21 protein-coding genes are annotated in these 26,605 nt (G+C 72.1%); 9 read left to right on the forward strand and 12 right to left on the reverse strand.

Annotated features, from left to right (window positions below; all coding sequences use genetic code 11):
- The first annotated feature begins 222 nt into the window (after positions 1 to 222).
- The 4 genes from ABT095_RS24475 to ABT095_RS24490 all read left to right on the forward strand — a co-directional run bounded on the left by ABT095_RS24475 (position 223) and on the right by ABT095_RS24490 (position 4,901).
- On the forward strand, positions 223 to 1,425 hold the full coding sequence (locus ABT095_RS24475; protein WP_350531620.1) for an ROK family transcriptional regulator: 1,203 nt from the start codon (positions 223 to 225) through the stop codon (positions 1,423 to 1,425).
- Positions 1,426 to 1,604: 179 nt separating this feature from the next.
- On the forward strand, positions 1,605 to 2,708 hold the full coding sequence (locus tag ABT095_RS24480) for a sugar ABC transporter substrate-binding protein (RefSeq protein WP_350531621.1): 1,104 nt from the start codon (positions 1,605 to 1,607) through the stop codon (positions 2,706 to 2,708).
- A gap of 142 nt (positions 2,709 to 2,850) precedes the next feature.
- A complete protein-coding gene (locus tag ABT095_RS24485; RefSeq protein ID WP_350531622.1) occupies positions 2,851 to 3,642 on the forward strand; it encodes an ATP-binding cassette domain-containing protein in 792 nt (263 codons plus the stop codon).
- Positions 3,639 to 4,901 (forward strand): sugar ABC transporter permease, encoded by a 1,263-nt coding sequence (locus ABT095_RS24490; RefSeq protein ID WP_350531623.1) that lies wholly within the window; start codon positions 3,639 to 3,641, stop codon positions 4,899 to 4,901. The genes ABT095_RS24485 and ABT095_RS24490 overlap by 4 nt, the downstream gene beginning before the upstream one ends.
- Positions 4,902 to 4,954: 53 nt before the next feature.
- On the opposite strand, the gene ABT095_RS24495 is transcribed toward ABT095_RS24490, so the two are convergent.
- The 3 genes from ABT095_RS24495 to ABT095_RS24505 form a co-directional block, all read right to left on the reverse strand.
- Positions 4,955 to 5,500 carry a hypothetical protein gene (locus ABT095_RS24495; RefSeq protein WP_350531624.1) on the reverse strand — a complete coding sequence of 182 codons (546 nt, stop codon included), beginning with the start codon at positions 5,498 to 5,500 and terminating at the stop codon, positions 4,955 to 4,957.
- 99 nt (positions 5,501 to 5,599) lie between these two features.
- Entirely contained in the window at positions 5,600 to 6,346 is a 747-nt protein-coding gene (locus tag ABT095_RS24500) for a class I SAM-dependent methyltransferase (RefSeq protein ID WP_350531625.1), read from the reverse strand.
- 66 nt (positions 6,347 to 6,412) lie between these two features.
- Positions 6,413 to 8,527, reverse strand: coding sequence for a hypothetical protein (locus tag ABT095_RS24505; protein ID WP_350531626.1), 2,115 nt, complete (start codon positions 8,525 to 8,527; stop codon positions 6,413 to 6,415).
- A gap of 291 nt (positions 8,528 to 8,818) precedes the next feature.
- On the opposite strand from ABT095_RS24505, the gene dxs reads away from it, so the two are divergent.
- The 3 genes from dxs (at position 8,819) to ABT095_RS24520 (ending at position 13,844) form a co-directional block, all read left to right on the forward strand.
- Entirely contained in the window at positions 8,819 to 10,708 is a 1,890-nt protein-coding gene (dxs, locus tag ABT095_RS24510) for a 1-deoxy-D-xylulose-5-phosphate synthase (RefSeq protein ID WP_350531627.1), read from the forward strand.
- Positions 10,709 to 10,847: 139 nt separating this feature from the next.
- Positions 10,848 to 12,365: an ArnT family glycosyltransferase gene (locus tag ABT095_RS24515; protein WP_350531628.1), complete on the forward strand. Its 1,518-nt coding sequence runs from the start codon at positions 10,848 to 10,850 to the stop codon at positions 12,363 to 12,365.
- 84 nt (positions 12,366 to 12,449) lie between these two features.
- Complete coding sequence (locus ABT095_RS24520) at positions 12,450 to 13,844, forward strand: pyridoxal phosphate-dependent decarboxylase family protein (RefSeq protein ID WP_350531677.1); 1,395 nt, start codon at positions 12,450 to 12,452, stop codon at positions 13,842 to 13,844.
- A gap of 7 nt (positions 13,845 to 13,851) precedes the next feature.
- Here ABT095_RS24520 and ABT095_RS24525 read toward each other — a convergent pair whose 3' ends face one another.
- The 6 genes from ABT095_RS24525 to ABT095_RS24550 all read right to left on the reverse strand — a co-directional run bounded on the left by ABT095_RS24525 (position 13,852) and on the right by ABT095_RS24550 (position 21,889).
- Positions 13,852 to 14,883, reverse strand: coding sequence for a glycosyltransferase family 2 protein (locus ABT095_RS24525; protein WP_350531629.1), 1,032 nt, complete (start codon positions 14,881 to 14,883; stop codon positions 13,852 to 13,854).
- Positions 14,884 to 15,084: 201 nt separating this feature from the next.
- Complete coding sequence (locus tag ABT095_RS24530) at positions 15,085 to 17,196, reverse strand: 3-hydroxyacyl-CoA dehydrogenase NAD-binding domain-containing protein (protein ID WP_350531678.1); 2,112 nt, start codon at positions 17,194 to 17,196, stop codon at positions 15,085 to 15,087.
- A gap of 11 nt (positions 17,197 to 17,207) precedes the next feature.
- Positions 17,208 to 18,425, reverse strand: a complete 1,218-nt coding sequence (locus ABT095_RS24535) for a thiolase family protein (protein ID WP_350531630.1) — start codon at positions 18,423 to 18,425, stop codon at positions 17,208 to 17,210.
- Between the two features lie 302 nt (positions 18,426 to 18,727).
- Positions 18,728 to 19,963, reverse strand: a complete 1,236-nt coding sequence (locus ABT095_RS24540) for an HRDC domain-containing protein (protein WP_350531631.1) — start codon at positions 19,961 to 19,963, stop codon at positions 18,728 to 18,730.
- A 201-nt stretch (positions 19,964 to 20,164) separates the two neighbouring features.
- Positions 20,165 to 20,875 (reverse strand): LuxR C-terminal-related transcriptional regulator, encoded by a 711-nt coding sequence (locus tag ABT095_RS24545; RefSeq protein ID WP_350531632.1) that lies wholly within the window; start codon positions 20,873 to 20,875, stop codon positions 20,165 to 20,167.
- Positions 20,876 to 21,244: 369 nt separating this feature from the next.
- Positions 21,245 to 21,889, reverse strand: coding sequence for a DUF3000 domain-containing protein (locus ABT095_RS24550; protein WP_350531633.1), 645 nt, complete (start codon positions 21,887 to 21,889; stop codon positions 21,245 to 21,247).
- Between the two features lie 216 nt (positions 21,890 to 22,105).
- Here ABT095_RS24550 and hemE point away from each other — a divergent pair, with 216 nt between their 5' ends.
- The gene (hemE, locus tag ABT095_RS24555) at positions 22,106 to 23,209 is read left to right on the forward strand and encodes a uroporphyrinogen decarboxylase (protein WP_350531634.1); all 1,104 of its coding nucleotides are present in this window, start codon (positions 22,106 to 22,108) and stop codon (positions 23,207 to 23,209) included.
- 24 nt (positions 23,210 to 23,233) lie between these two features.
- On the opposite strand, the gene ABT095_RS24560 is transcribed toward hemE, so the two are convergent.
- The 3 genes from ABT095_RS24560 to ABT095_RS24570 form a co-directional block, all read right to left on the reverse strand.
- Positions 23,234 to 24,157 (reverse strand): DUF4349 domain-containing protein, encoded by a 924-nt coding sequence (locus ABT095_RS24560; RefSeq protein WP_350531635.1) that lies wholly within the window; start codon positions 24,155 to 24,157, stop codon positions 23,234 to 23,236.
- A 98-nt stretch (positions 24,158 to 24,255) separates the two neighbouring features.
- Complete coding sequence (locus tag ABT095_RS24565) at positions 24,256 to 25,035, reverse strand: SDR family oxidoreductase (protein ID WP_350531636.1); 780 nt, start codon at positions 25,033 to 25,035, stop codon at positions 24,256 to 24,258.
- A gap of 67 nt (positions 25,036 to 25,102) precedes the next feature.
- Positions 25,103 to 25,972: an RNA polymerase sigma-70 factor gene (locus ABT095_RS24570; RefSeq protein WP_350531679.1), complete on the reverse strand. Its 870-nt coding sequence runs from the start codon at positions 25,970 to 25,972 to the stop codon at positions 25,103 to 25,105.
- Between the two features lie 49 nt (positions 25,973 to 26,021).
- On the opposite strand from ABT095_RS24570, the gene ABT095_RS24575 reads away from it, so the two are divergent.
- A complete protein-coding gene (locus ABT095_RS24575) occupies positions 26,022 to 26,603 on the forward strand; it encodes a Uma2 family endonuclease (protein ID WP_350531680.1) in 582 nt (193 codons plus the stop codon).
- Positions 26,604 to 26,605 lie beyond the last annotated feature (2 nt).

The following is a 26,605-nucleotide window of genomic DNA, read 5'->3' on the forward strand; positions in this document are numbered from 1 at the left end:
CGGCCAAGTCGCGTGGTTTCGGCCAAGACGCCATTCTGAGCCTGGGCAGAGGTTCTGCAACGATCCGTGTTCGGTCTTGACGGGGGATCGGGCCTTGGGCGGACCATAGGGTTCAGAAGTTGAAGCGTCCTCCGGAGGCTTCACACAGGCTGTACTCAGACCTTGCACACGTGGCCGCAATGGCGCGGCAGGGGCGCCCCGAGCGCCCTGGGAAGGTGGAACATGTCGACGGACACACCGGGCTCGCAGTCCTCGCTGCACCGGGCGAACCTCGAGCGGGTGCTGCGCGCCGTACGGATGGCGGGCTCGCTGACCCAGGCCGAGATCGCCCGCAGCACCGGGCTCTCCGCCGCGACGGTGTCCAACATCGTCCGGGAGCTGAAGGAGAGCGGCACCGTCGTCGTCGCGGACACCTCCTCCGGCGGCCGCCGGGCCCGCAGCGTCTCGCTCAGCGGGGACGCCGGGATCGTGGTGGGGGTGGACTTCGGCCACACCCACCTGCGGGTGGCGGTCGGCAACCTGGCGCACCGGGTGCTGGCCGAGGACAGCGAGCCGATCGACGTGGACGTCTCGGCCAAGCAGGGCTTCGACCGGGCCGAGGCCATGGTGGCGCGCCTCCTGACGGAGGCCGGATTCCGCCCGGACAAGGTGATCGGCGTGGGCCTGGGCGTGCCCGGCCCGATCGACCAGGAGACCGGGGCGCTCGGCTCCACCGCGATCCTGCCCGGCTGGACCGGCATCACCCCGGGCCAGGAGCTCTCCCAGCGCCTGGGCATGCAGGTGTACGTGGACAACGACGCCAACCTGGGCGCGCTCGGCGAGCTGGTCTGGGGCGCCGGGCGCGGGCTGGGCGACCTGGCGTACATCAAGGTCGCCAGCGGCGTCGGCTCCGGCCTGGTGATCAACGGCCAGATCTACCGGGGGCCGGGCGGTACGGCGGGCGAGATCGGGCACCTGACGCTGGACGAGTCCGGGCCGATCTGCCGGTGCGGCAACAGGGGTTGTCTGGAGACCTTCGTCGGTTCGCGTTATCTGCTCAACCTCTTGAACGCTAACCATCCGGACGGGTTGACCCTCACCAAGGTCGTGCAGCTGGCCCAGCAGGGTGACCTCGGCTGCCGCCGGGTGATCGCCGACGCCGGCCGGCAGATCGGCACGGGCGTCGCTACGCTCTGCAACCTGCTCAACCCCCGCCGGGTGATCCTCGGCGGTGACCTCGCCGAGGCCGGTGAGCTGGTACTTTCCCCGATCCGGGACTCCGTGGCCCGGTATGCGATCCCCTCCGCGGCGCGGCAGCTCTCGGTGGTTCCGGGCACGCTGGGTGGTCGTGCGGAGGTGCTCGGGGCACTCGCGCTGGTGATGAGCGAGATGGGCGAATCGGGCGCAATCCGGCAGCCGGGGGCTGCCACCGCGGTGGCCGGCTGAGCTGTTCGAAGGGTGTGGCCGGGGCTGCGCAGGTCTCGGTCACGCCTTCAGGAAGATAACGAAAAGGTTCGGATCTTTGGGAGGCCGGTTTTACTTATTGACGACAAGCGAGCAGGACGGGTTGACTCCCTTCCACCTCGCCGCGATGTTGCGGCTCTGTCAGGGAGGCACCCCCCACCATGAACGCAATGATGCGTCGCGTTGTGATCGGCACCGCCGCGGTCTCGATGGCCCTGTCCATGGCCGCCTGTGGCAAGGCCGGTGGCGACAAGAACGCGGCCTCGGCCGCCCCGTCCGCCGCCGGCGGCGCCAAGTCCATCGGCCTCCTGCTCCCGGAGAACGCCACCACCCGGTACGAGCAGCTCGACAAGCCGCTGATCGAGGCTCAGGTCAAGGCCGCCTGCCCGGACTGCACCCTTGACTACGCGAACGCCGCGGGCAGCGCCGCCACCCAGGCGCAGCAGGTCTCCACGATGATCACCAAGGGCGTCAAGGTCCTGATCGTGGACGCCGTGGACTCCGCCGCCATCAAGTCCTCGATCCAGGGTGCCGTGGACAAGGGCATCAAGGTCATCGCGTACGACCGCCTGGCCCAGGGCCCGGTCTCGGCCTACGTCTCCTACGACAACGAGAAGGTCGGCGAGCTGCAGGGCCAGGCCCTGCTCGACGCCCTCGGTGCCAAGGCCACCCCGACCGCCAACATCGTGATGATCAACGGTGACGACGCCGACCCGAACGCCGCCATGTTCAAGGCCGGTGCCCACAAGGTCCTCGACGGCAAGGTCAAGATCGCTTACGAGCAGAGCGGCCTGTGGAAGGACACCGTCGCCAACCAGAAGGTGACGGCCGCCATCACCCAGCTCGGCGCCGCCAACATCGCGGGCGTCTACAGCGCCAACGACGGCATGGCCGGCGGTGTCGCCACCGCGCTCAAGGGCCAGAACATCAACGTCCCGGTCACCGGCCAGGACGCCGAGCTCGCCGGCCTGCAGCGCATCCTGGCGGGCAGCCAGACCAGCACCGTCTACAAGGCCCCCAAGCCCGAGGCCGAGGCCGCCGCCAAGCTCGCCGTCGACCTGCTGAACGGCAAGGCCGTCACCGACACCGCCACCGCGAGCTCCACCAGCGGCTCCGGCGACAAGGTGCCCTCCCTCCTGCTGACCCCGGTCTCGGTCACCAAGGCCAACCTGAGCTCCACCGTCATCGCGGACAAGCTCTACCCGACCGAGAAGATCTGCACCGCCGACTTCGCGGCCGCCTGCGCCGCCGCCGGCATCAAGTAAGCAGCACCGGTACGGGCGGGGGCCTTCGCAACGGGCCCCCGCCCGCCCGCCGTCCCTGCCCGGACGGCTCTTGAAACACAGTCATCGACCGCGCCCGGGACGGCGCGGCGGCCACCCTCGGCACGGGGTGGAGCAGGAGGAGTTGGTTCACGTGACAAGCGCACCCGTCCTGGCGCTGCGCGGCGTCTCCAAGCGGTTCGGCGCCGTGCAGGCGCTCACCGACGTCGACCTGGAGGTGCACGCCGGAGAGGTGGTCGCCCTGGTCGGCGACAACGGCGCCGGCAAGTCCACCCTGGTCAAGACCATCGCGGGCGTCCACCCGATCGACGAAGGCACCATCGAGTGGGAGGGCAGGCCGGTCTCGATCAACCGGCCGCACGACGCCGCCGCCCTCGGCGTGGCCACCGTCTACCAGGACCTCGCGCTCTGCGACAACCTCGACGTGGTCGGCAACCTCTACCTCGGCCGCGAGCTGCGCCGGGCGGGCGTGCTGGACGAGGTGACGATGGAGCAGAAGGCGCGCGAGCTGCTCTCCACCCTCTCCATCCGCATCCCCAGCGTCCGGATCCCGATCGCCGGCCTCTCCGGCGGCCAGCGCCAGGTGGTCGCGATCGCCCGCGCGTTGATCGGCGAGCCGAAGATCGTCATCCTGGACGAGCCGACCGCGGCGCTGGGCGTCGAGCAGACCGCCCAGGTGCTCGACCTGGTCGAGCGGCTGCGCGAGCGCGGCCTCGGCGTCATCCTGATCAGCCACAACATGGCCGACGTGCGGGCGGTGGCCGACACCGTCGCCGTGCTGCGCCTGGGCAAGAACAACGGCTCCTTCCCGGTCGCCGAGACCACCCACGAGACGATCATCGCCGCGATCACGGGCGCCACGGACAACGCCGTGACCCGTCGTCAGGCGCGCACCGCTGCGGAGGCGGCCAAGTGACCACCGAGACCGACACCCCCGCCACGACGCCCGCCGTCGACCCCCGCTTGCTCGTCCGCGAGGAGGGCCTCAAGGGGTACCTGACCGAGTTCAAGCGCAAGGTGCGCGGTGGCGAGCTCGGCTCGCTCCCGGTCGTCATCGGCCTGGCCATCATCTGGATCGTCTTCCAGACCCAGGACAGCCTGTTCCTGACGGCCGCGAACCTGTCGAACATCGGCTTCTTCCTGTCGGCCACCGGCATGATCGCCCTGGGCCTGGTGTTCATCCTCCTGCTCGGCGAGATCGACCTCTCGGTGGCCTCGGTCGGCGGTCTCTCCGCCTCGGTCTTCGCCGTCCTGGCGGTCAACCACGGGATCAACCCGCTGCTTGCCGTTGTGCTCGCGGTGGCCGGTGGCGCGCTGACCGGTGCGCTGCACGGCTGGTTCTTCGCCAAGGTCGGCGTTCCGGCCTTCGTGGTGACCCTGGCCGGAAACCTGTTCTGGAACGGTCTGATGCTCTCGCTGCTCGGTGACAGCGGCACCATCAACGTCAAGGACGAGGGCTTCCTGCACATGCTGGGCCAGCGTTCGTTCCTCCTCGACTCCGACATCGCCGGCGCCTACATCCTGGCCACGCTCGCGGTGGCCATGATGCTCGGTGGGTCGCTGCTCGACCAGAGCCGCCGCCGCAAGGCGGGCGTGCCGTTCCGGCCGACCAGCGAGATCGTGGTCCGCTCCGGCGCGCTGGCCGTGCTCGCCTTCGCCGCCGCCTTCATGTTCAACCAGGCGAACGGCGTGCCCACGGCCCTGGTGATCTTCCTCGGCCTGCTCGCGGTCTGTGACTTCGTGCTGCGCCGCACCCGGTACGGCCGTCAGATCTTCGCGGTCGGTGGCAGCATCGAGGCCGCCCGCCGCGCAGGTATCAGCGTGCCGTTCGTCCGGATCTCGGTCTTCGCGATCTCCAGCGGCTTCGCCGCGCTCGGCGGTCTGTTCTTCCTGTCCCAGACCTACACCGCCAACCTCGGCGGCATCGGCACCCCGAACCTGCTGATGATGGCGATCGCCGCGGCCGTCATCGGCGGCACCAGCCTCTTCGGTGGCCGAGGCAACGTCTGGTCGGCCCTGCTCGGTGGTCTGGTCATCCAGTCCATCCAGACCGGCCTCGACCTGCTGAGCATGAAGACCTCGGTGGTCTACATGATCACCGGTGCGGTGCTGCTCGCCGCCGTCGTGATCGACTCGCTCTCCCGCAAGACCCAGAAGGCCTCCGGCCGGGGCTGACGCCCCGCCCGAGCAGCGGGCCCCCGGACAGCCGTCCGGGGGCCCGCGTGCGTTCAGGAGCTGGGCGGCGGGCTGGGCGGCGTCGGGTCCGGGCTCGGTGTCGGTGCCGGGGTCGGCGTCGGGGCCGGGGTGGGCTTCGGCGGGGTCGGATCCGAGACCGGGGCGGCCGGTGGGCTCGCCAGCGGGATCTTCTTCGCGTCGGCGAAGGCCGGAGGCGCGGAGCCGAGGTCGGAGACGGTGGTGACCACCACCCCGTCGGCGTCCGGCACCCAGTTGCTGGTCTTCGACTGCACCACGACCGTCTGGGTGTGCGGAGCCCCGTCGCAGGTCACCAGCACGGGTGACACCCGGGTGGCGCCGAAGGCGACCGAGGACGGGTCGGCCGGGTCCGTCTGCTCCACCGAGACGTTGAGCGACTTCTCGCCCGCCGGGGCGTCGCACGTGTAGCTGACGTCCACGTGGACCTTGCTCGGGATCTTCGGGTCCAGCGTGGCCGTCCCGATCCCGATCACCGTGGCCGCCGAGGCCGGTACGGCCGCCACCAGGGCGCCCGTCGCGACGGCACAGGCCGCCACGGCGGCCCTGACTCTGTGCTGCATCCTTGCACTCCTCCGCTCACGTACCGCCCCCGTGACCGAGTGTCGAGGCGGAGCAGGGGCGGCGCAGTCCGGAGCGGCCGTACGGTGCAGCGGGCCCGCTCAGCCCCGGGCCGCGCCGTGGAACGCCTCGCTGAGGTACGGCAGCCGCACCAGCCCGTCCACCGCGTGCCGCTCGGCCAGCTCGCGGACCTGGTCGAGGAAGGCCGGGCCGACGGCGGTGACGGCCCGCTGGGCCTGGGTGGAGGAGGAGCTCATGGTCACGAGCCCCTCGACCGTCAGGGCCTGCTCCCACCGGCACTCGTGCCGCGCCACCTGGCCGAACACCGTGGCCAGCTCGCCGGCCACGTCGATCGACCGGTAGGTGCGGGTGTAGCCGGGGGAGCAGGCCTCCAGCAGGTCCTCGTACGCGGCGGCGAAACCGCCCCGGCCGTGGTCGCGGTTGTTCTGGACGATCAGGCAGAAGCCGCCCGGCCGCAGGGCTGCGGCGGCGGCCCGCAGGTAGGCCGGGCGGTCCAGCCACTGGTAGGCCTGGGCGGCGAGCACCAGGTCGAGGCCGGTGAGGCGGCCGAGGTGCTCCTCGGCGGTGCCCTGGGCCCAGTGCACCCGGGGGAACTTCTCCCTGCCCAGGCGGATCATGTCGGCGGAGATGTCCACGGCGTGCACGGTGCTGCCTGCCGGGAGCAGCGGGAGCAGCGTCTCCAGGGCGATCCCGGTGCCCGCGCCCGCGTCCGCCACGGTGAGCGGCCGGCCGGTGGGCAGCAGGGCGAGGGCGGCGGAGAACAGCGCGGCCGGGTAGCGGGGCCTGGTCCGGTCGTAACTGTCGGCAAGGCCGTCGAACTTCGGCACGGTGCTCACGCTCCGGTGGACAGGTGGGCCGGGGAGCGGATGCCCCCCGGCCCACCGTACGCCGCGTCAGTTCAGCTGCTGGGCCTGGTGGATCAGGTGCTCGGCCTGGCGGGTCAGGTCGTCGGCCTGGTCGGCGCTCAGCCGGCCGTGGTGGAAGGCGGCCGCGTCGAGGAGGCGGGCGATCCGCTGGGCGAGCCGGTCGCGCTGGGTGCCGAGGGCGGTGAGGCGGTCGGTGGCGGCGTGGTAGGCCGCGTCGCCCGGGGTGTCGGAGGTGATGCCGGTGGTGGCGGCCCGCAGGGTGGCGGCGGCGAAGGTGCCGACGCCCGCGTCGAGCTGCTTGTAGGCGGCGGCCAGGCGCTCGTACGGGCGGAGCGAGCCGGCCAGGCCGTGCGGGAGGGCGTCGCGGGTCAGGTACTCGGTGAGCACCCGGCCGTCCGAGACGTACGGGTCGTGCAGGCCGAGCAGGGCCAGCATGGTCGGCCGCAGGTCGGTGTGGTCCGACCAGACGGTGTCGGTGCGCCCGAGGTGCTTGACGCCGGGGCCGGCCAGGCCGACCCAGGTGGTGTCGATGTCGGAGGCGAAGTCGCCGTGGTTCCAGGCGAAGGCCGGGCCGAGGTAGACGCAGGGCTTCGAGCAGTCGCCGCCCGCGGCCGTCACGTAGTAGTCGGGGTCGGCGAAGGAGGTGAAGGTCGGGGTGCGCAGCGGGTCACCGGTGACCATGTGCAGGATCTTCATCTCGGCCTGGTCGGCCAGGTACTGGGAGATCGTGTCGGTCTTCCCGCTGATCGGGTTGGCGGCCGTCACCTTCGACCAGGCCCGCTCGAAGGCCCGGGTGGCCGGGTCGTCCGCGCCGGGCTGCCCGTTCAGGTAGAAGTTCGGCGCCGAGTCGGAGTGCACCTGGAAGGGCGTGGTGACGCCCTGCTGGGTGGCCAGCAGGCCGCGCGCGTTGGCGTTGACCTCGCCGATCTGCCGGTAGGTGCAGGGCACCGTCACCCCGTCGCAGCCGGCCGGGCTCGGGGCGCCGCCCACGAAGTGGTCGTTCTCGTCGGCGGTGACCACGAAGAGGGTGTTCTCCGGGGTGATGCCGTCGCGGTCCAGGCGCTGGAAGAAGGTGGCGAAGGCGTCGTCGTAGGACTTCAGCTGCTGGACGTACCCCGCCTCGCCCGGCCCCCAGGCGCCGCTGGTCGCGCCGTGCTGGTCGTGGGCGTCGGAGATGTAGGCGTAGGTGACCGGGATGCCGGCCTCCTGCATCTGGGCCACGTAGCCGAGCGAGTTGTCGGCCGTCATGGCGTCGAAGCCGGGGAAGCCCGGGTTGCCCTTCGGGTCGGTGATCGGCTTGCCGGCGGTGGAATTCACGGCCGCCGCGCCGGCGATCACCGGGTCCACGGCCTTGGCGCCGAACAAGGCCTGGTAGCCCTGGTAGCCGCCGGGCTCGTCGGGCAGCTGGTCCGGGCTGGTGGCGCCCTTGGCGCAGACGGCGGAGTGCTGGGCGCAGTGCACGCCGATGCCGACGAAGTCCGCCTGGGCCCGGGCCGGGTCGGACTTGGCCTCGGCAGCCTCGGGGGAGGAGGCACCGAAGACCTTGTTGATGTCGACGGTGGTGTTCTCGAGGATGGTGTTGGCGGCGGAGACGGCGCCGAAGTCGCAGCCGGCCTTGGTGTAGGCGGCCCAGGGGGCCGGGGCGTTCTTCCCGTCCGGGCCGACCATGGTCGGCGCGCCGTCCGCGGGGGTGGGCACCGAGGCGTCCGCCACACCGTCCGTCCAGTAGGCGAAGCTGCCCGCCGGGTTCGTGGTGCCGTCCGGCTTGTAGTAGCGGTACGAGTTGGAGACCGCCTGGCCGTGCCGGTCGCCGTACAGGCCGGTCAGCGAGGTCAGGATGTCGTTGCCGGTGTGGGCGATCAAGGGGGTGTGGTGGTCGCCCGAGAGGGTGCCGTTGCCCTGGAGGAAGCTCAACAGGTGCGGCATCTGTTCGAGGTCGGACGGTACGTTCGGGTTGTCCCGGGTCAGGTGCACGTTGTCGAACTGCAGGTAGATGACATGCCGGTAGTCGCTACCGGGAGTGGTGAGGGCGCACCCGGCGGGGTGCGGGCGGTGCTGTGCGTCGAGCGCGTTCGCCGGGCCTGCCAGGGCTAATCCCAGGCCGAGCGCCAGGGACAGGGCCGTCACTCTGTGCTTTCGCATCCTGTTGCCTCTCCGATGACGAGGGGTGTCACGGGTCACGACTGCGCGAGGCTCCCACAGTTGGGGTGGCCGGAACAGGGTGAAGGCGGCAGCTGCCGGTGAAGGGGCGGTAAAATCGGCCTTTGGCCGAGGCGGGGCGCCCGCGACTGTTCGGCCCCCGGCCCGTGTCCGGAACCCGGACATTAGACTCGACCAGTCCCGGTCTTCCGCAGCCGCGGGGGAGCCGGGGCGCCGAGGGCGCGGAGCCCTTGTCGGGCACACGGCCCGGGACCTTTGAACGAGGAGGAACGGGTGGCGCTGCTGACCCGCATTCGGGGACCGCGCGATCTCGACCGGCTCACCCCGGCACAGCTGGCCGCGCTGGCGGAGGAGATCCGCCGCTTCCTGGTCGACGAGGTCTCCAAGACGGGCGGCCACCTCGGCCCGAACCTGGGCGTGGTCGAGCTGACCATCGCGCTGCACCGCGTCTTCGACTCGCCGCGCGACCGCATCCTCTTCGACACCGGGCACCAGTCCTACGTCCACAAGCTGCTCACCGGCCGCCAGGACTTCTCCCGGCTGCGGATGAAGGGCGGCCTGTCCGGCTACCCGTCCCGCGCCGAGTCCGAGCACGACGTGATCGAGAACTCGCACGCCTCCACCGTGCTCGGCTACGCCGACGGCCTGGCCAAGGCCAACCAGCTGCAGGGGCACCACGACCGCCCGGTGGTCGCCGTGATCGGTGACGGCGCGCTCACCGGTGGCATGGCCTGGGAGGCGCTGAACAACATCGCCGACGCCAAGGACCGTCCGCTCGTCATCGTGGTCAACGACAACGAGCGCTCGTACTCGCCGACCATCGGCGGCCTGGCCAACCACCTCGCCACCCTGCGCACCACCAAGGGCTACGAGCGCTTCCTGACCTGGGGCAAGGACGCGCTGCAGCGCACCCCCGTGGTCGGGCAGCCGCTGTTCGAGACGCTGCACGGCGCGAAGAAGGGCCTCAAGGACTTCATCGCCCCGCAGGGCATGTTCGAGGACCTCGGCCTCAAGTACATCGGCCCGATCGACGGGCACGACCTGGTCGCGCTGGAGTCCGCCCTCACCAAGGCGCGCGGCTTCGGCGGCCCGGTGATCGTGCACTGCATCACGGAGAAGGGCCGCGGCTACCGCGCGGCCGAGCAGAACGACGAGGACCGCTTCCACGCCGTCGGCGTGATCCACCCCGAGACCGGTCTGCCGATCAAGAGCGCGGGCAAGGACTGGACGGGCGTCTTCGCCGACGAGATGGTCGCGATCGGCCGGGAGCGCAAGGACGTGGTCGGGATCACCGCCGCGATGCTGCACCCGGTGGGCCTCGCGCCGTTCGCCAAGGCCTTCCCGGACCGGATCTTCGACGTCGGCATCGCCGAGCAGCACGCCGCCGTCTCGGCCGCAGGGCTGGCCACCGCCGGGCTGCACCCGGTGGTCGCGGTGTACGCCACCTTCCTCAACCGGGCCTTCGACCAGGTCCTGATGGACGTGGCCCTGCACAAGCTGGGCGTCACCTTCGTACTGGACCGCGCGGGCGTCACCGGCGCGGACGGTGCCTCGCACAACGGCATGTGGGACATGTCGATCATGAACCTGGTGCCGACCCTGCACCTCGCCGCCCCGCGTGACGCGGACCAGCTGCGGGCCCAGCTGCGCGAGGCCGTCGAGGTCGACGACGCGCCGACGGTGGTCCGCTACTCCAAGGGCGCGGTCGGCCCGGCCGTCCCGTCCCTGGGCCGGATCGGCGGCATGGACGTGCTGCGCGAGGCCGGCGAGGACCGGCCGGACGTGCTCATCGTCTCGGTCGGCGCGCTGGCCCCGCTCTGCCTGGAGACGGCGGAGCTGCTGGCCGCCGAGGGCCTGAGCGTCACCGTGGTGGACCCGCGCTGGGTCAAGCCGGTGGACGAGGCGCTGCCCGGCCTGGCGGCCCGTCACCGGGTGGTCGTCACGGTCGAGGACAACGGCCGCGCGGGCGGCGTCGGCTCGGCCGTCGCCCAGGCGCTGCGCGACGCCGACGTGGACGTGCCGCTGCGTGACTTCGGCATCCCGCAGGAGTTCCTGGACCACGCGACCCGGGACGAGATCATGGCCGAAATCGGCCTGACGGCTCCGGCGATCTCCGCGAAGGTGGCCGCGCTGGTGGCCAAGCAGGAGCGGGTCGAGGTCTGACCGCCCATCCGGTTGGCGGCGTTATGTCCGCTTGGCAGGGGCGTGTCTTCGGACACGCCCCTGTGACATTGTCAGATCATCGTGCCAAAAGGCGGGACCGCGGCCGTCCGTGGCCGGAACGCCGGGTAGGTTGTCAGGCGTGCCGAATTCCGATCTCCGCTCCCGCGCCGCCGCGTGGCAGTCCCGGCTGCCCGTCTCGGTCCGGACGGGGTACTGGACCCGGGTCGTCCCGGTGCTGGCCCTGCTCGCCACGCTGACCCACGTCCCCTCCTTCCTGCGGCCGGTGTGGAGCCCCGACGAGGGCTTCCTCGCCACCCAGGCCCGGATGCTGGCCGACGGCGGCGTGCTCTACGACACCGTGGTGGACCGCAAGCCGCCGCTGCTGCCCTGGCTCTACGAGGCCTGCTTCGCCGTCTTCGGCTCGGCCTCGCTCTGGCCGCTGCGCACGCTGGCGATCGTCGCCCACCTGGTCACCGCGATCCTGCTCGCCTCGCTCGCCCGCGGGCGCTGGGGGGACAGGGCAGGGGCGGCCGCAGGAGCGCTCTACCTGCTGGTCTCCATCGGGCTCTCCCCGGAGGACACCCAGGCGGCCACCTTCGAGGTCTTCATGCTGCCCGCGATGGTCGCGGCCTTCCGGTACGCCGAGCGGCGGCGCTGGCTCGCGGCGGGGATCGCGGTGGCGCTCTGCTCGCTCACCAAGCAGACCGGCGGGGCGGTCATGCTGCCGGTGCTCTGGATGCTCTTCCAGGACGCGCGGCAGCGCGGCGTGCGGTGGCTGCCGGCCCTGGCCAAGATCGGCTTCGGCTTCGCGCTGCCGATAGCGCTGGTCGCCGTCATCCTCACCAAGCCCAAGGGCTTCCTCTTCTGGGTGGTCACCGGCAGCGGGGACTACGCCTCCCTCGGCGGCTCCCTGCTCCAGATGACCGGGCGGGCGCTCGGCAACTCGGCGATCCTGCTCGGGGCCGGCCTCGGCTTCCTGCTCCCGCTGGGGCGCCGGCTCTGGTTCGCCCTCCGGCACCGGCCGCTGGCCGTCGCCGCCGGGTCGGAGCACGGCTCGACCTCGGACCTGTGGATCTGGCTGCTCTCCTCGGTGATCGCCGTCTCGACCGGCTTCCACTTCTTCGGGCACTACTACCTGCAGCTGATCCCGCCGCTGGTGCTGCTCGGCGTCGGCGCCGTCGCCACCTCCGCGATCAGCTGGCGCCCGGTCGCTCTCTACACGGCCTTCGCCGCCACCGTCTTCTGGTCCCTCGCCCTGTTCTGGCCGGGCCAGCGCCTCACCCACACCACCGAGGTCGCCACCTCCGTCGCCGACCAGACCACCTCCAAGGACACCGTCCTGGTCTGGGGCATGCACCCCGAGCTCTACTGGCTCGCCGACCGCCGCCCCGCCTCCCGCTACCTCACCGCCGGCTTCCTCACCAACTTCAGCGGCGGCAAGGACGGCCAGCAGGTCGGCGAGCAGTTCAGCGTCTCCAACGCCTGGCAGACCTTCGACCAGGAACTCGCCAAGAACCTCCCCGAAATCGTCGTCGACGACTCCGGCCGCGCCCCCTACCAGCCCGAGTTCGTCCCCAAGATCGAGAGCCTGCTCACCACCCGCTACACGGTCGTCGGCATCTACGCGGACACGGTCATCTACCGCCTCAAGCACTGATCGGGCCACTTGCGGGGAATTGGACCGGGACTCCGCTCCCGGCGGTGGATAGCCTCGGGGCACAGTCGATCTTTGGAGACCGCCGTGCACCCCGAACTCGCAGCTGACCTCGACCGGTTGCCCACCCTGCTCGAGGAGACCAGGCAGCGGGCCGTCGCCTTCCTGGGCGGGCTCGACGAGCGCCCGGTGATCCCGGCCGTGGAGTCGCCGGAGCCGGTGTCGCTGCCGGTGTCGCTGCCGGCCCATGGCGGGGGGCTGCGGGCGGCACTGGCGGAGTTCGCCGAGCGGTGGGAGCCGGGACTCTCGGGCAGTGCCGGGCCGCGGTACTTCGGCTTCGTCACCGGGGGCGCGACCCCGGCGGCGCTGGCCGGGGACTGGCTCACCGCGGCGGCCGACCAGAACTCGAACTCCGCCCTGGACCCGACGGGCCAGCGGCTGGAGCGCGAGACCGTCGGCTGGCTGCGCGAGCTCTTCGGGCTCTCGCCCGCGCACAGCGGCACCTTCGTGAGCGGCGCGACGATGTCCAACACCGTCGGGCTGGCCCTCGCCCGGGAGTGGCTGGGCGAGCGGCTGGGCGTGGACGTGGCCGAGGACGGCGTCGCGGCGCTCGGGCCGGTACGGGTGCTCTCGGGCGCCGCGCACTCCAGCGTGGCCAAGGCCCTGTCGGTGCTCGGCCTGGGGCGCTCGGCCCTGCGGCCGGTGCCCACGCTGCCCGGGCGGGAGGCGGTCGACCTGGCCGCGCTCGAGCGGGCGCTCGCCGAGGCCGACGGCCCGTGCGTGGTGGTGGCCGACGCGGGCACGGTGAACACCGTCGACTTCGACGACCTGCGGGCGATCGCCGCGCTGCGCGAGCGGTACGACTTCTGGCTGCACGTGGACGCGGCGTTCGGCGCCTTCGCGGCGCTGGTACCCGAACACGCGGAGCTGGTGGCGGGCCTCGATCTGGCCGACTCGGTCTGCATCGACCTGCACAAGTGGCTGAACGTCCCGTACGACAGCGCGGTGCAGTTCACCCGCCGCCCGGATCTGCAGGCGCGGGTCTTCCAGAACGCCGCCGCCTACCTCGGCCCGCTCGGCGTGCACCCCGACCTGGTGCACCTCACCCCGGAGAACTCGCACCGGCTGCGCGCCCTCGCCGCCTGGTTCACGCTGCGCGCCTACGGCCGGGCCGGGCACCGGGAGATCGTCGAGCGCTGCGTGGCGGGGGCCCGGGCACTGGGGGAGGCGGTGACGGCCATCGAGGGCCTGCGGCTGCTCGCACCGGTGCGGCTCAACGTCGTCTGCTTCACCCTGGCGGCCGACCCCACCCCCGAACGCCTCGCCGCGCTCGCCGCCGAGCTGGCCCCGGAGGCCTTCCTCACCCCGACCAGGTACGCCGGACAGCCCGCCCTACGGGCCGCGTTCAGCAACTGGCGGACCACCGAGGCGGACGTCCGACGGACGGCGGCCGCGCTGGAGCGGGCCGTCCGGAGGCTGTGAGCGCTGCTCAGATCCCCAGCCGTCGGCGGCCGCGACGGTAGCGGCGGTGCAGGCTCTGCACGGCGGCGAACTCGGCCATCCGGTTGGCCAGGGTCAGGCGGTACTTGACGCGCAGCGGGGCGGAGAGCTGCTGGAGGTGGCCGGTGCCGATCGACCGCAGCAGGATGCTGACCTGCTGCTGGTACGCCTGGCGGTAGGCGCGGTCGCCGTCGAGGACGGACTCGAAGAGCAGCGGGAGCTCCTCGGTCAGGGTGTTGCGGTCGTACGCGGGCAGGTGCTCGCGCAGGCTCGGCTCGGGCTGTGCCAGCAGCCAGGCGCGGACGAGTTCGATCGAGCGGACCCGGTCGACCACGCCCCGGGGGTCGGTCCGCCGCTGGGTGATCGACAGCTCGCCGTCCTCGCGGACCCGCCAGTGGTAGACGGGCTCGGCGAGGACGTCCACGCTGGTGGCGAGGTAGTGGTGCGGCACGCTCACGGGCGCGTCCTCGTACAGGATGCCCTCGGGGTACTCCAGGCCTGCGCCGTCGAAGAACTTCCGGCGGTACACCTTGTTCCAGGCCGTCCGGTCCGCGACCAGGGCCGGGAACTCGGACACGCTGGTCCGCAGCCTGGTCCGCCCGAAGATCTTCTGGTGGGCGGGCGAGGGGGAGAGGCCGGCCCGGCGCAGGCGCAGCGCGTTGCCGGCGGCGAAGTCGGAGCCGGTCTCGTCCAGGGTGGCGGTCATCAGCCGGTACGCGTCCGGGGGCAGGGTGTCGTCACTGTCCACGAAGGCCAGGAATTCGGCCCCCGGGTCGGTGTGCCGGTAGCCGGTGTTGCGGGCCGCGCCGAGCCCGCGGTTCTCCTCGTGCCGCACGAGCCGGAACCGGGAGTCCCGGGCGGCGTGCGCCTGCGCGATCGCCACGCTCCCGTCGGTGGACGCGTCGTCCACCAGCACGCACTCGAAGTCCGCGAAGCTCTGACCGGATATCGAGTCGAGGCACTCCTGGAGATAACGGTCCACGTTGAAGATCGGAACGACCACGGAGAGGCGAGGGAGCATGGCTGTACCGGCCGCCTTCTGACTGGGGGTACGTGACGACGGAGCTCGTGCACCGTACGAGCCCGCGGCCTACACCCGATGAACTCGAGCCGTCCCCCGAGCGGAGGCCGCACGGCCGGTGGGCGCCACGGATCGACAGCACGCCGAAGCGCCGGAACCCTGGTGGGTTCCGGCGCTTCGTCAGCTGCCTTGCGGGGTGGGTCAGGCCGGGATGGAGGCCAGGCCCGGGGCGAGGAAGCGCTTGCCGTTGACGCGCTCGGAGACGCCCTCGCGGTCGAGGTACGGGGTGATGCCGCCGAGGTGGAAGGGCCAGCCGGCGCCGGTGATCATGCACAGGTCGATGTCCTGCGCCTCGCCGACGACGCCCTCGTCGAGCATCAGGCCGATCTCCTGGGCGACGGCGTCCAGGGCACGGGCCCGGACCTGCTCCTCGGAGAGGGCGGTGTCGCCGAAGGTGAGGAGGGCGAGGACCTCGGGGTCGAGGACCTGCTTGCCGTCCTCCCAGATGTAGAAGCCGCGCTTGCGGGCCTCCACGACGCGGGCCAGGTTCTCGGAGACGGTGAACCGCTCCGGGAAGGCGCCGTGCAGCGTCTCGGAGACGTGCAGGGCGATGGCCGGGCCGACCAGCTCGAGCAGCGCGATCGGGGACATCGGCAGGCCGAGGGGCTCGACGGCCTTCTCGACCGTCTCGAAGGAGGTGCCCTCGTCGATGATGTTCTGGATCTCGCCCATGAAGCGGGTGAGGATGCGGTTGACGACGAACGCCGGGGCGTCCTTGGTCAGCACCGCGGTCTTCTTCAGCTTCTTGGCGACCGCGAAGGCGGTGGCCAGCGAGCCGTCGTCGGTCTTCTCCGCGCGGACGATCTCAAGCAGCGGGAGGATCGCGACCGGGTTGAAGAAGTGGAAGCCGACGACCCGCTCGGGGTGCTCCAGCTTCGAGGCCATCTCGGAGACCGAGAGGGAGGAGGTGTTGGTCGCCAGGATGGTGGTCGGGGAGACCACGGCCTCCAGCTCGGCCAGCACGTTCTGCTTGACGCCCATCTCCTCGAACACGGCCTCGATCACGAAGTCCGCGTCACCGAAGGCGACGGCCTTGTCCAGGTGCCCGGAGACCAGGCCCTTGAGCTTGTTGGCCTTGTCGTTGCCGATCCGGCCCTTGGCGAGCAGCTTGTCGATCTCGCCGTGGACGTAGCCCACGCCCTTGTCGATGCGCTCCTGGTCGATGTCGGTGAGGACGACCGGGATCTCCATGCGGCGGGCGAACAGCAGCGCCAGCTGCGAGGCCATCAGGCCCGCGCCGACCACGCCGACCTTGGAGACCGGGCGGGCCAGCGACTTGTCCGGCGCGCCGAAGGGGCGCTTGGCCCGGCGCTGCACCAGGTTGAAGGCGTAGATGCCGCTGCGCAGCTCGCCGCTCATGATGAGGTCGGCCAGGGCCGCGTCCTCGGCGTCGAAGCCGGCCTGCAGGTCCTGGTCCTTGACCTGGGCGATGATGTCGAGCGCCTTGTACGCGGCCGGAGCGGCCCCGTGCACCTTGGCGTCGGCGACCATGCGGCCCCACAGCACGGCGTCGTCCCAGGCCTTGCCGCGGTCGAACTCCTCGCGCTCGACCGTGACGTCACCCTTGAGGACCTTGGCGGCCCACAGGATCGACTGCTCCAGGAAGTCGGCCGGCTCGAAGATCGCGTCCGCGATGCCGAGCTCGAACACCTCCTTGCCCTTGAGCTGCTTGTTCTGGCTCATCGAGTTCTCGATGATGACCTTGACGGCCTTCGCCGGACCGATCAGGTTCGGCAGGATGGTGCAGCCGCCCCAGCCGGGGACGAGACCGAGGAAGACCTCGGGCAGCGAGAACGCCGGGACGCCCGCGCTGACGGTGCGGTAGGTGGCGTGCAGGCCGACCTCGACGCCGCCGCCCATCGCCGCGCCGTTGTAGAAGGCGAAGGTCGGGACGGGCAGGGCCGCGATCCGCTTGAAGACGTCGTGACCGCCCTTGCCGATGGCCAGCGCGTCGGAGTGCTCCTTGAGCACCTCGACACCCTTGAGGTCGGCGCCGACCGCGAAGATGAACGGCTTGCCGGTGATGGCGGCGGCGACGATCTTGCCCTCGGCCGCCTCGGCCTCGACCTGGTCCAGCGCCTCCGCCAGCTTGGCCAGCGAGCCCGGGCCGAAGGTGGTCGGCTTGGTGTGGTCGAAGCCGTTGTCCAGCGTGATCATCGCCAGCTTGCCGGCCTGCAGCGGCAGGTCGAGGTGGCGCACGTGGGCCGTGGTGACGACCTCGCCGGGGAAGAGCTCCGCGGCGCGCTTGAGCATCTCGGTGGTGGTCACTTGGTCCCCTCGAAGTGCGGGTTCTCCCAGATGACGGTCGCACCCATGCCGAAGCCGACACACATGGTGGTGAGGCCGTACTGGACGTCAGGACGCTGCTCGAAGCGGCGGGCCAGCTGGTTCATCAGGCGCACGCCGGAGGAGGCCAGCGGGTGGCCGAAGGCGATGGCGCCACCGTACGGGTTGACGCGCTCGTCGTCGTCCGCGATGCCGTAGTGGTCGAGGAAGGCGAGCACCTGGACGGCGAAGGCCTCGTTGACCTCGAAGGCCTGGATGTCGTCGATGGTCAGACCGGCCTTGGCCAGCGCCTTCTCCGTCGCAGGGACGGGGCCGATGCCCATGACCTCGGGCTCGACACCGGCGAAGGCGTAGGCGACCAGGCGCATCTTGACCGGCAGGCCGAGCTCCTCGGCCACGTCCTCGGCGGCCAGCAGCGAGGCGGTCGCGCCGTCGTTGAGGCCGGCCGAGTTACCGGCGGTGATGTTGCCGTGCGGGCGGAAGGGGGTCTTCAGACCGGCCAGGCTCTCCATCGTGGTGCCCGGGCGCATCGGCTCGTCGGTGGTGGCCAGGCCCCAGCCGGTCTCGCCGGCGTCGGGGTTGGTGTTCCGGATCGAGATCGGCACCAGGTCGGGCTGGATGTCGCCGTTGGCGTAGGCCTTGGCGGCCTTCTCCTGCGAGCGCACCGCGTACGCGTCGCAGCGCTCCTTGGTGATGTGCGGGAACCGGTCGTGCAGGTTCTCCGCCGTCATGCCCATGAACAGGGCGGACTCGTCGACCAGCTTCTCCGAGACGAAGCGCGGGTTCGGGTCCACGCCCTCACCCATGGGGTGACGGCCCATGTGCTCGACGCCACCGGCGACGACGACGTCGTACGCGCCGAAGGCGATGCCGCCGGCGGTGGCGGTGACGGCGGTCAGCGCGCCCGCGCACATGCGGTCGATCGAGTAGCCCGGCACGGACTTCGGCAGACCGGCCAGCAGGGCGGCGGTGCGGCCGATGGTCAGACCCTGGTCGCCGATCTGCGTGGTCGCGGCGATGGCCACCTCGTCGATGCGCTCGACGGGCAGGTTCGGGTTGCGGCGCACGAGCTCACGGATGCACTTGACGACCAGGTCGTCGGCGCGGGTCTCGTGGTAGATGCCCTTCGGGCCGGCCTTGCCGAACGGGGTGCGGACGCCATCGACGAAGACGACGTCCCTCGCGGTACGAGGCACGGGGGCTCTCCTCCCAGGGACCAACAGGACGTAGTGCGCAGGGTGCCGCGAACAGGTAAAGCGGCGCTGCATCACGGCCATGCTACCCGCCGGTAACCAAGCTGCCTAGGACCCCCTGCCGGATGGCTAGTGACGTGCACCACGAGAACCACCAGGGGCGCGGGGAACAGCGCGAGTGCGGAAGACATCGGCCTTGAGCCTTCCGGCTTCGCGCAGTTCCCCGCGCCCCTGGACAGTGCAACTGACACTCTGCGGGCCGGTGCGGCCTGGTGGCGTGTTGGCCGCGCCGTTCCCCGCGCCCCTTAGTGGTTGCTCTCCTGCCAAGCGGTGACCATCGCCGGGGCGACCAGGTCGACCTGCCACTGGCGGGCGCCGAGGGCGCGCAGGGCGGCCGCGACCGAATCCGCGGTGTGGTCGGCCGGGGGCTCCCAGCAGACGCGGCGGACCAGGTCGGGGGTGATGAGGTTCTCGGCCGGGAGGCTGTGGGCCTCGGCGAGCTCGGTCACGGCGGCGCGGGCGGCGGTGAGCCGGGCGGCGGCGGCCGGGTCCTTCTCGGCCCAGGCGCGCGGCGGCGGCGGGCCCTCGTGCGCGGCGGTGGCGGGCGGCAGCTCGGTCTCGGGGATCTCCCGGGCGCGCTGCAGCGCGGCCATCCAGGCGTCCAGCTGACGGCGGTTCACCCGGGGGCCGAAGCCGGCCACGGCCTGCAGCGCGGGCGCGTTCAGCGGCATGGCGAGCGCCGCGTTGACGATCGCGGCGTCCGTGAGCACCCGGCCCGGCGAGACGTCCCGCTCGCGGGCGATCTTGTCCCGGGCGAGCCACAGCTCGCGGACGGCCGCGAGCTGGCGGCGGCGGCGGACCTTGTGCAGCTGGGAGGTGCGGCGCCAGGGGTCCACCCGGGGGGCGGGCTTGGGGGCGCCGGCGATCGCGGCGAACTCCTCCAGGGCCCAGCCGAGCTTGCCCTGGGCGTCCAGCTCCCGTTCGAGTGCGTCGCGCAGCTCGACCAGCACCTCGACGTCCAGGGCCGCGTACCGCAGCCAGGGCTCGGGCAGCGGGCGGGTCGACCAGTCGACCGCCGAGTGCTCCTTGGCGAGCGAGAGGCCGAGCACGTTCTCGGTCATCGGGCCGAGGCCGACCCGGGGGAAGCCCGCGATCCGGCCGGCCAGCTCGGTGTCGAACAGGGTGCGGGGCTTCATCCCGACCTCGGAGAGGCAGGGCAGGTCCTGGGTGGCGGCGTGCACCACCCACTCGGTGTCGGCCAGCGCCTCGCCGAGGGCGCTCAGGTCCGGGCAGGCGATCGGGTCGATCAGCGCGGTGCCCGCGCCGGCCCGGCGCAGCTGGATCAGGTAGGCCCGCTGGCCGTAGCGGTAACCGGAGGCCCGCTCGGCGTCCACGGCGACCGGGCCGGTGCCCGCGGCGAAGGCCGCGACCGTCTCGGCGAGCGCCGTCTCGTCGGCCACGACGGGCGGCAGCCCCTCCCGCGGCTCGAGGAGCGGGACCGGGGCTGTCTCTTCTGGGATGGCTGCTACGGCGTCGGTCACCCCCCAAGAGTACGACGGCACCCGCTCCCGGGAGTGTTGTAGGACAGGTCAGATGGTGTCCGGACATATGCCGGGGGCGAAGACCGGTGCCCGGAAGGGCCTCTGACGGTGGCAGGCCGCGGCAGTGGGCAGAGGAAACGTTCCTCCGCCCACTGCCGCGGCCTGCCGACCAGGGGAGTGGCGGGCGGACGCGCAGCGGCTTCAGTGGATGATGCCGGTGCGCAGCGCGACGGCGACCATCCCGGCGCGGTCGCCGGTGCCCAGCTTGCGGGCGATCCGGGCCAGGTGGCTCTTCACGGTGAGCGCGGACAGGCCCATCGCGACCCCGATCGCCTTGTTCGACTGGCCCTCCGCGACCAGTCGCAGCACCTCGACCTCGCGGCCGGACAGCTCGCGGTACGCCTGCGGCTGGGCACCCGGCACCGCGCCCGGGGCCCCGGGGGCACCCGGCGCGCCGACCGCGCCCGGCATGCCCGGCCGGCGCATCCGCCCGGCCAGCCCGCCCGCGCCGATCGGCAGCCCGGGGCGGCCCGGCATCGCGACGTTGGTGCGGGTGCCGGTCACCACGTAGCCCTTGACACCGCCGGCCAGCGCGCTGCGCACGGCACCGATGTCGTCGGCGGCGGAGAGGGCCAGGCCGTTGGGCCAGCCCGCCGCGCGGGTCTCGGCCAGGATCGTCAGGCCCGAGCCGTCGGGCAGGTGGACGTCGGCGACGCAGATGTCCCGGGGGGTGGAGACCCGCGGGCGGGCCTCGGCGATCGAGGAGACCTCGATGACGTCACGGACGCCGAGGGCCCACAGGTGCCGGGTGACGGTGTTTCGGACGCGCGGGTCGGCGATGACCACCATGGCGGTGGGCTTCGTCGGACGGTACGCGGCCACGTTTGCGGGGTGTTCCAGAAGGACCGACACCAGGGCTCCTTGGGGGAGTGGCGGACGGCTGCTCCCGTTCGCCTCCACCGGCCGAGGGGGCGGTCGGCGGCTGGGGCGGTCGGAGAGTTCCGCGTGTGGAAAGGGTCACTGACACCTTCGGCATCATCCGTGCCCGGCTTTAGCGAAAGATCACGATTTAGTGAGTAACAATACGGACAAATCGCGCAGATGACTGATACGACATGCCCCCGAATCGCACGGAATCGACCGTGACAGGGCATAGGTGGTCAGAACCGGACAGGGAATTGACGCAGAGCGCCGCCCAAGTCACCCACCGTCAGCCCTGCGGGTGGCACTGCTCGCACACGGGTGTACCGGGCACCCCTTCCGTGGGAGCGTGCGGGTGCGTCAGTGGGAGCGCGGGCGGCGGCGGGCGGGCATCGGGACCACTCCGCCGAGTGACGGGCCGTCGGGGAGCGGGAGCGGCAGGGTCGGCGGCAGGCCCGCGCAGATGCACAGCAGGTCGCCCCAGGCGGCCAGGTGCCGCTCGAAGCGGCCGTCGGCCGGGGTCCAGGAGGCTCGGATCTCGATCTCGGTGGAGGAGTCGCGGGCGGCGAGCGCGCCGAAGTAGTGCGAGGCGGCGTGCGTGACGGTGCCGCCCGGCTCGGCGTAGCCGGCGCCGTGCGCCTGCAGCGCGTCGGTCAGCCAGGCCCAGCCGACCTCGGCCAGCATCGGGTCGCCCGCCATCTCGGGCTCCAGCTCGGCCCGACTGAGCGTCACCACCCGGAAGTCGCCGTGCCAGGCCTCCTGGCCGGCCGGGTCGTGCAGCAGTACCAGCCGGCCGTCGGCCAGCTCCTCGCCGTCCACCTCCACGGTGGCGGTGACGGCGTAGGCGAAGGGCGCGAGCCGGCGCGGCGCGGGTTCGACGGTGAGCTGCACCTCGGGGCGCAGTCGCGCTCCCGCGAGCGCCTCGACCGCATTGCGGAACTCGATCGGCGCCGCATCCTTGCCCGTTCCGCCACCCTGTGCGGGGTGCCCGCCGACCGCTGCCATGAGCTGAAGCGTAGGTCGGCCGGGGCCGCTTTCCGAGCATCCGCCACCCGCGTGGCGTGCCGCCCGCTTCGAACGGGTGTGCAAATCGGGACGTACCCGTCAGATCGGTCGCGCGGCCCGAGCAGGGCGCAGTGCGGACCCAGGCGGCGCGATTCTGTAAGAACCCACGAGCGGCCGCGGACGGGGTGCCGAGCGGCGCGTGCGAAGATTCGGGTTGTGAGTGAGACTTCCGCAGCCGCAGCCCCGTCCGGTCAGACCCCCAGCGAGGGCGGCGCGCGCCGTGGCGCCGCGTACGACTCCGCGTTCCTGCGCGCCGCGCGCCGGGAGCCGGTGCCGCACACGCCGGTCTGGTTCATGCGCCAGGCCGGGCGCTCACTGCCGGAGTACCTGAAGGTCCGTGAGGGCATCCCGATGCTCGACTCCTGCATGATGCCGGAGCTGGTCAAGGAGATCACCCTGCAGCCGGTGCGCCGCCACAAGGTGGACGCCGCGATCTTCTTCAGCGACATCGTGGTGCCGCTCAAGGCCGTCGGCATCGACGTGGACATCAAGCCGGGCATCGGACCGGTGATCGCCGACCCGATCCGCACCGTCGAGGACCTGCAGCGGCTGCGCCCGCTGGAGCCGGACGACATGCCGTACATCACCGAGGCCGTCGGCATGCTGGTCGAGGAGCTCGGCGCGACCCCGCTGATCGGCTTCGCCGGGGCGCCGTTCACCCTGGCCAGCTACCTGGTCGAGGGCGGCCCGTCCAAGAGCCACGAGAAGACCAAGGCCATGATGTACGGCCAGCCCGAGCTGTGGGCCGCGCTGGTCGACCGGCTGGCCGACATCACGGCAGCCTTCCTGAAGATCCAGATCGAGGCCGGCGCCTCCGCCGTCCAGCTCTTCGACTCCTGGGTCGGCGCGCTGGCCCCCGACGACTACCGCCGCTCGGTGATGCCCGCGAGCAGCAAGGTGTTCGACGCCGTGGCGGGCTACGGCGTGCCGCGGATCCACTTCGGCGTGGGCACCGGCGAGCTGCTCCCCCTGATGAGCCAGGCCGGGGCCGACGTGGTCGGCGTCGACTGGCGGGTGCCGCTGAACGTGGCCGCCGAGCGGGTCGGGCCGGGCAAGGCGCTGCAGGGCAACCTCGACCCGGCCGTGCTCTACGCGCCCACCCACGTGGTGGAGACCAAGGCGCGCGAGGTGCTGCACGCCGCCCAGTCGCTGGGCGGCAGCGGCCACATCTTCAACCTCGGCCACGGCGTCATGCCGAGCATGGACCCGGATGCGCTGACCAGGCTGGTCGCCTTCGTGCACGAGGCCACCGAGCGCTGACCCTTCCGGTACGGCGGGCGGCGCTCAGCCCTGGGCGTCGTCCGTCCGCTCCGTGTGCCGCTTCGCCGGCAGCCGTCGGCGCACGGTCCAGAACAGCGTGGCGAGCCCGGCGGCCACCAGCAGGAACGGCGCCGCGGCCGCCAGGACGACCACGATGCCGCGCAGCACCGTCAGCAGGACGTGCCCGCCGCCGGCGAAGGCACCGCCGACGGCGGCCCAGAAGCCCTTCTCCTTGGCCTTGGCCGGTACGGCCGGGGCCGGGGCGGCGGTGGTCAGCTGCAGGGTGACGGTGGAGAGCGCGACCTGACCGCCGAGGTCCTGCCGCTGGCGCTGCAGCGACTCCAGATCGGCCTCCCGGCGGCTGAGTTCGGCCTCCAGCGAGACCACGTCGGCCAGGCCGGTCGCGTTCTTCATCAGCTCCCGGATGCGCTCGACGCTGGCCTGCTGGCTCTTCACCCGGCTGTCCAGGTCGACCAGTTGCTGCGTCAGGTCCTGGGCCTGGCTGCGCCGGTCGAGCACCTGGCCGAGCCCGGCCAGCTGGTCCAGCGCCTGCGGGAAGCCCGCGGTCGGCAGCTTGAGGACCAGCCGGGCGGAGGCCTGCCCGCCGCCCTCGGCGGACTGCACCTGCTCCTCGGCGACGTACCCGCCGGTGCCGGGCACGGCCAGCGCCTCGGCGCTGGTCACCGCCTTGGGCACGTCGGCGACCCGCACCGACAGCTGGGCGGTGTAGCTGATCTGCCGGGTCTCGACCGGGGCCGTGGCGCCCTTGCCGGCGCCCGCGGCCGCGCTCGGATTCACCGTCGCGGGCTGCCCGCCCGCCGCTTGCGGCGCCTGGGCGACGGCGGCCGCCCCGTGACTCGACGCGCCGTCCTCGGAGCTGCACCCCGAGAGCAGCACCGCCGCCGCCAGTACCGCCCCCGCCGCCGCTCTCCGTCTTCCGTACGCCATCCCGGTTACCCCTCCCCGTGGTGAGTCGCCCGTGCCCGGGCACGACCATTGGACGGTGCCGGAGCGCGGGCGGCTCCCTCGGAGCGATCTCAACTCGGTTACGGGTTGGCCACCTTGGTGCGCAGGAAGTCCTCCCACGTCCGGCGGCCGACCGCGCGCTCGGGGTTGGTCAGGCCGCCGGAGCGCAGCGCAGCGCCGAGGCGGCCCGGGAGGGGGACGGGCAGGACCAGGCGGCGGTGGCCGGCGGCCCTCAGCCAGCTGCGGGTGAGGGCGAGCAGGTCGTACACCTTCGGCCCGGCCAGCTCCGGGGCGTCCCCGGCGGGCTCGCCCAGGGCCAGCTCCAGCAGGCGCTCGGCCACCTCGCCCTGGTCCACCGGCTGGCAGCGGGCGCCGGAGAGCATCGGCACCACGGGGGACTTCGCCAGCGCGCCGAAGGCCGAGTCCAGCAGCTCGGGGAACTGGGTGGCCCGCAGGTTGGTCCAGCCCAGGCCGGAGGCCCTGAGCAGCTGTTCGCCGGCGAGCTTGACCCGGTAGTACGGGAACGGCACCTGGTCGATGCCGACGATCGAGATGTTGACGACGTGCCCGACCCCGGCCGTTCTCGCCGCCGCGATCAGCTGCTCGAAGGCGGGCAGGTCGTTCCTGTAGCGCTTGGCGTCGGTCGCGCAGTGGATCACCGTACGGACCCCGGCGAAGGCCTCGGCCAGGCCCTCGCCGCTCAGCAGGTCACCGGTGCACCAGCTCACGCCCGGGGTGCGGGGCGGCTCGGCCCGCCGGGTCAGCGCCCGGACCGGCACCCCGGCCCGGCGCGCCCGCTCGACCACCTCCCGGCCCAGCACGCCGGTCGCCCCGGTCACCAGGATCACGTTGCTCTCCATCGCCGTCTCCTCCCTCTGGCGGGTCTCTTCGGAGGGAGGAACCGGGCGGCTTCGCGATCTGTGACAGCTACCCGGTCTGGGCGGCGAGGAAGGCGAGCTTGTCGGGGTTGCGGAGGATGCGGATACCGGTGATCCGGCCGTGCTCGCCCTCCACCGTCGCGGCCGCGGTGAGCTGCCCGTCCTCCCGCGCCAGAACCGTCGCCGCGCCGTTGACCTCGGCGAACGCCAGCTCGAAGCCTTCGCCGAAGCGGGCGAGCACCCCGAGCAGGAAGCGGGCCACGTTGTTCGGCCCGTACACCGGCCGGATGGCCGCCCGGACCTTGCCGCCGCCGTCCGACCAGGCGACCACCTCCTCGGCGAGCAGCGCCTCCAGCTTGCCCAGCGAGCCCTCGGCGGCAGCGGCCAGGAAGCTCTGCAGCAGCTCGGTCTGCGGCGCCGGGGCGGAGTCGAAGCGGGGGCGGCCCTCGGCGAGGTGCTGCTTGGCCCGCCGGTAGGTCTGCCGGGCGCCCGCCTCGGAGACGTCGAGCACCTCGGCGATCTCCCGGTGGCTGTACTCGAAGGCGTCCCGCAGCACGACGCAGGCCCGCTCCGCCGGGGTCAGCCGCTCCATCAGCACCAGCACCGCGAGCGACACCGAGTCCCGCTGCTCCGCCGTCTCCAGCGGTCCCAGCACCCCGCCGTCGGTGCGCACCGGCTCCGGCAGCCACGGCCCCACGTACCGCTCACGCCGCACCCGCGCCGAGGTCAGCCGGTTCAGGCAGAGGTTCGTCAGCACCTTCGCCAGCCAGGCCGACGGGTTGGAGATCTCCTCCCGCAGCGCCCCGTGCCACTTCAGGTAGGTGTCCTGCACCGCATCCTCGGCCTCGGCGGCCGAGCCGAGCATCCGGTAAGCCAGTGAGAACAGCCGAGGCCGCTGCGCCTCGAACTCCAGAGCCATGTCCACGGACGGCACGATATCCGGCGTCCCGGCTGGCTACGCTGGGCGCATGAGCTCGATGCCTGAGTGGATGTACCCGCCCCGTGAGGAGGGCTGGTACGCAGAGGATCTCGATCGTCTCACCGAGGCGCCACGCCACACCGAGATTGTCGACGGAGCGCTGGTCTTCATGATGTCCCCCCAGCGGTCCTGGCACAGCCGGTTGGTTTCCGGCCTGACTTTCGCCCTTGAGGCTCAGGCCCCGGAGGAGCTCGAGGTCGAGCGTGAGATGACCATCCGCCTCGATCGCAAGAACCGCCCCGAACCGGACCTCGTAGTCGCCGATGCCGAGTACCGGCGGCGCCGTACGTGGTTCGAGCCGGACGAGGTGCTGTTGGTGGTCGAGGTCGTCTCGCCGGAGTCCGAGGACCGGGACCGCAGGTCCAAGCCACTTCGGTACGCCGAGGCGGGGATCCCGCATTACTGGCGGATCGAGCTGGAGGACGACCAGGTCGTTGCGTACGTCTATGAACTCGATCGAGTCTCCGGCGCATATGGCCCGCCGGTGCCGCACCGAGGTCGGCTGGAGTTGCAGGTGCCGTTCCCGGTAGTCGTGGAGCTGGACCGGTTGGAGCGGCGACGGGGGAATTGAGG

Source organism: Kitasatospora sp. NPDC002227 (assembly GCF_040296285.1).
Lineage (GTDB): Bacteria > Actinomycetota > Actinomycetes > Streptomycetales > Streptomycetaceae > Kitasatospora.

Coding starts and splice junctions, on each gene's coding strand:
- ABT095_RS24570 (WP_350531679.1), bottom strand. CDS start 25,972: ATGGCTCTGGAGTTCGAGGCGCAGCGGCCTCGGCTGTTCTCACTGGCT.
- ABT095_RS24525 (WP_350531629.1), bottom strand. CDS start 14,883: ATGCTCCCTCGCCTCTCCGTGGTCGTTCCGATCTTCAACGTGGACCGT.
- ABT095_RS24475 (WP_350531620.1), top strand. CDS start 223: ATGTCGACGGACACACCGGGCTCGCAGTCCTCGCTGCACCGGGCGAAC.
- ABT095_RS24505 (WP_350531626.1), bottom strand. CDS start 8,527: ATGCGAAAGCACAGAGTGACGGCCCTGTCCCTGGCGCTCGGCCTGGGA.
- ABT095_RS24530 (WP_350531678.1), bottom strand. CDS start 17,196: ATGCTCAAGCGCGCCGCGGAGCTCTTCCCCGGCGAGGTCGTCACCACG.
- ABT095_RS24480 (WP_350531621.1), top strand. CDS start 1,605: ATGAACGCAATGATGCGTCGCGTTGTGATCGGCACCGCCGCGGTCTCG.
- ABT095_RS24565 (WP_350531636.1), bottom strand. CDS start 25,035: ATGGAGAGCAACGTGATCCTGGTGACCGGGGCGACCGGCGTGCTGGGC.
- ABT095_RS24550 (WP_350531633.1), bottom strand. CDS start 21,889: ATGGCAGCGGTCGGCGGGCACCCCGCACAGGGTGGCGGAACGGGCAAG.
- ABT095_RS24560 (WP_350531635.1), bottom strand. CDS start 24,157: ATGGCGTACGGAAGACGGAGAGCGGCGGCGGGGGCGGTACTGGCGGCG.
- ABT095_RS24495 (WP_350531624.1), bottom strand. CDS start 5,500: ATGCAGCACAGAGTCAGGGCCGCCGTGGCGGCCTGTGCCGTCGCGACG.
- ABT095_RS24575 (WP_350531680.1), top strand. CDS start 26,022: ATGAGCTCGATGCCTGAGTGGATGTACCCGCCCCGTGAGGAGGGCTGG.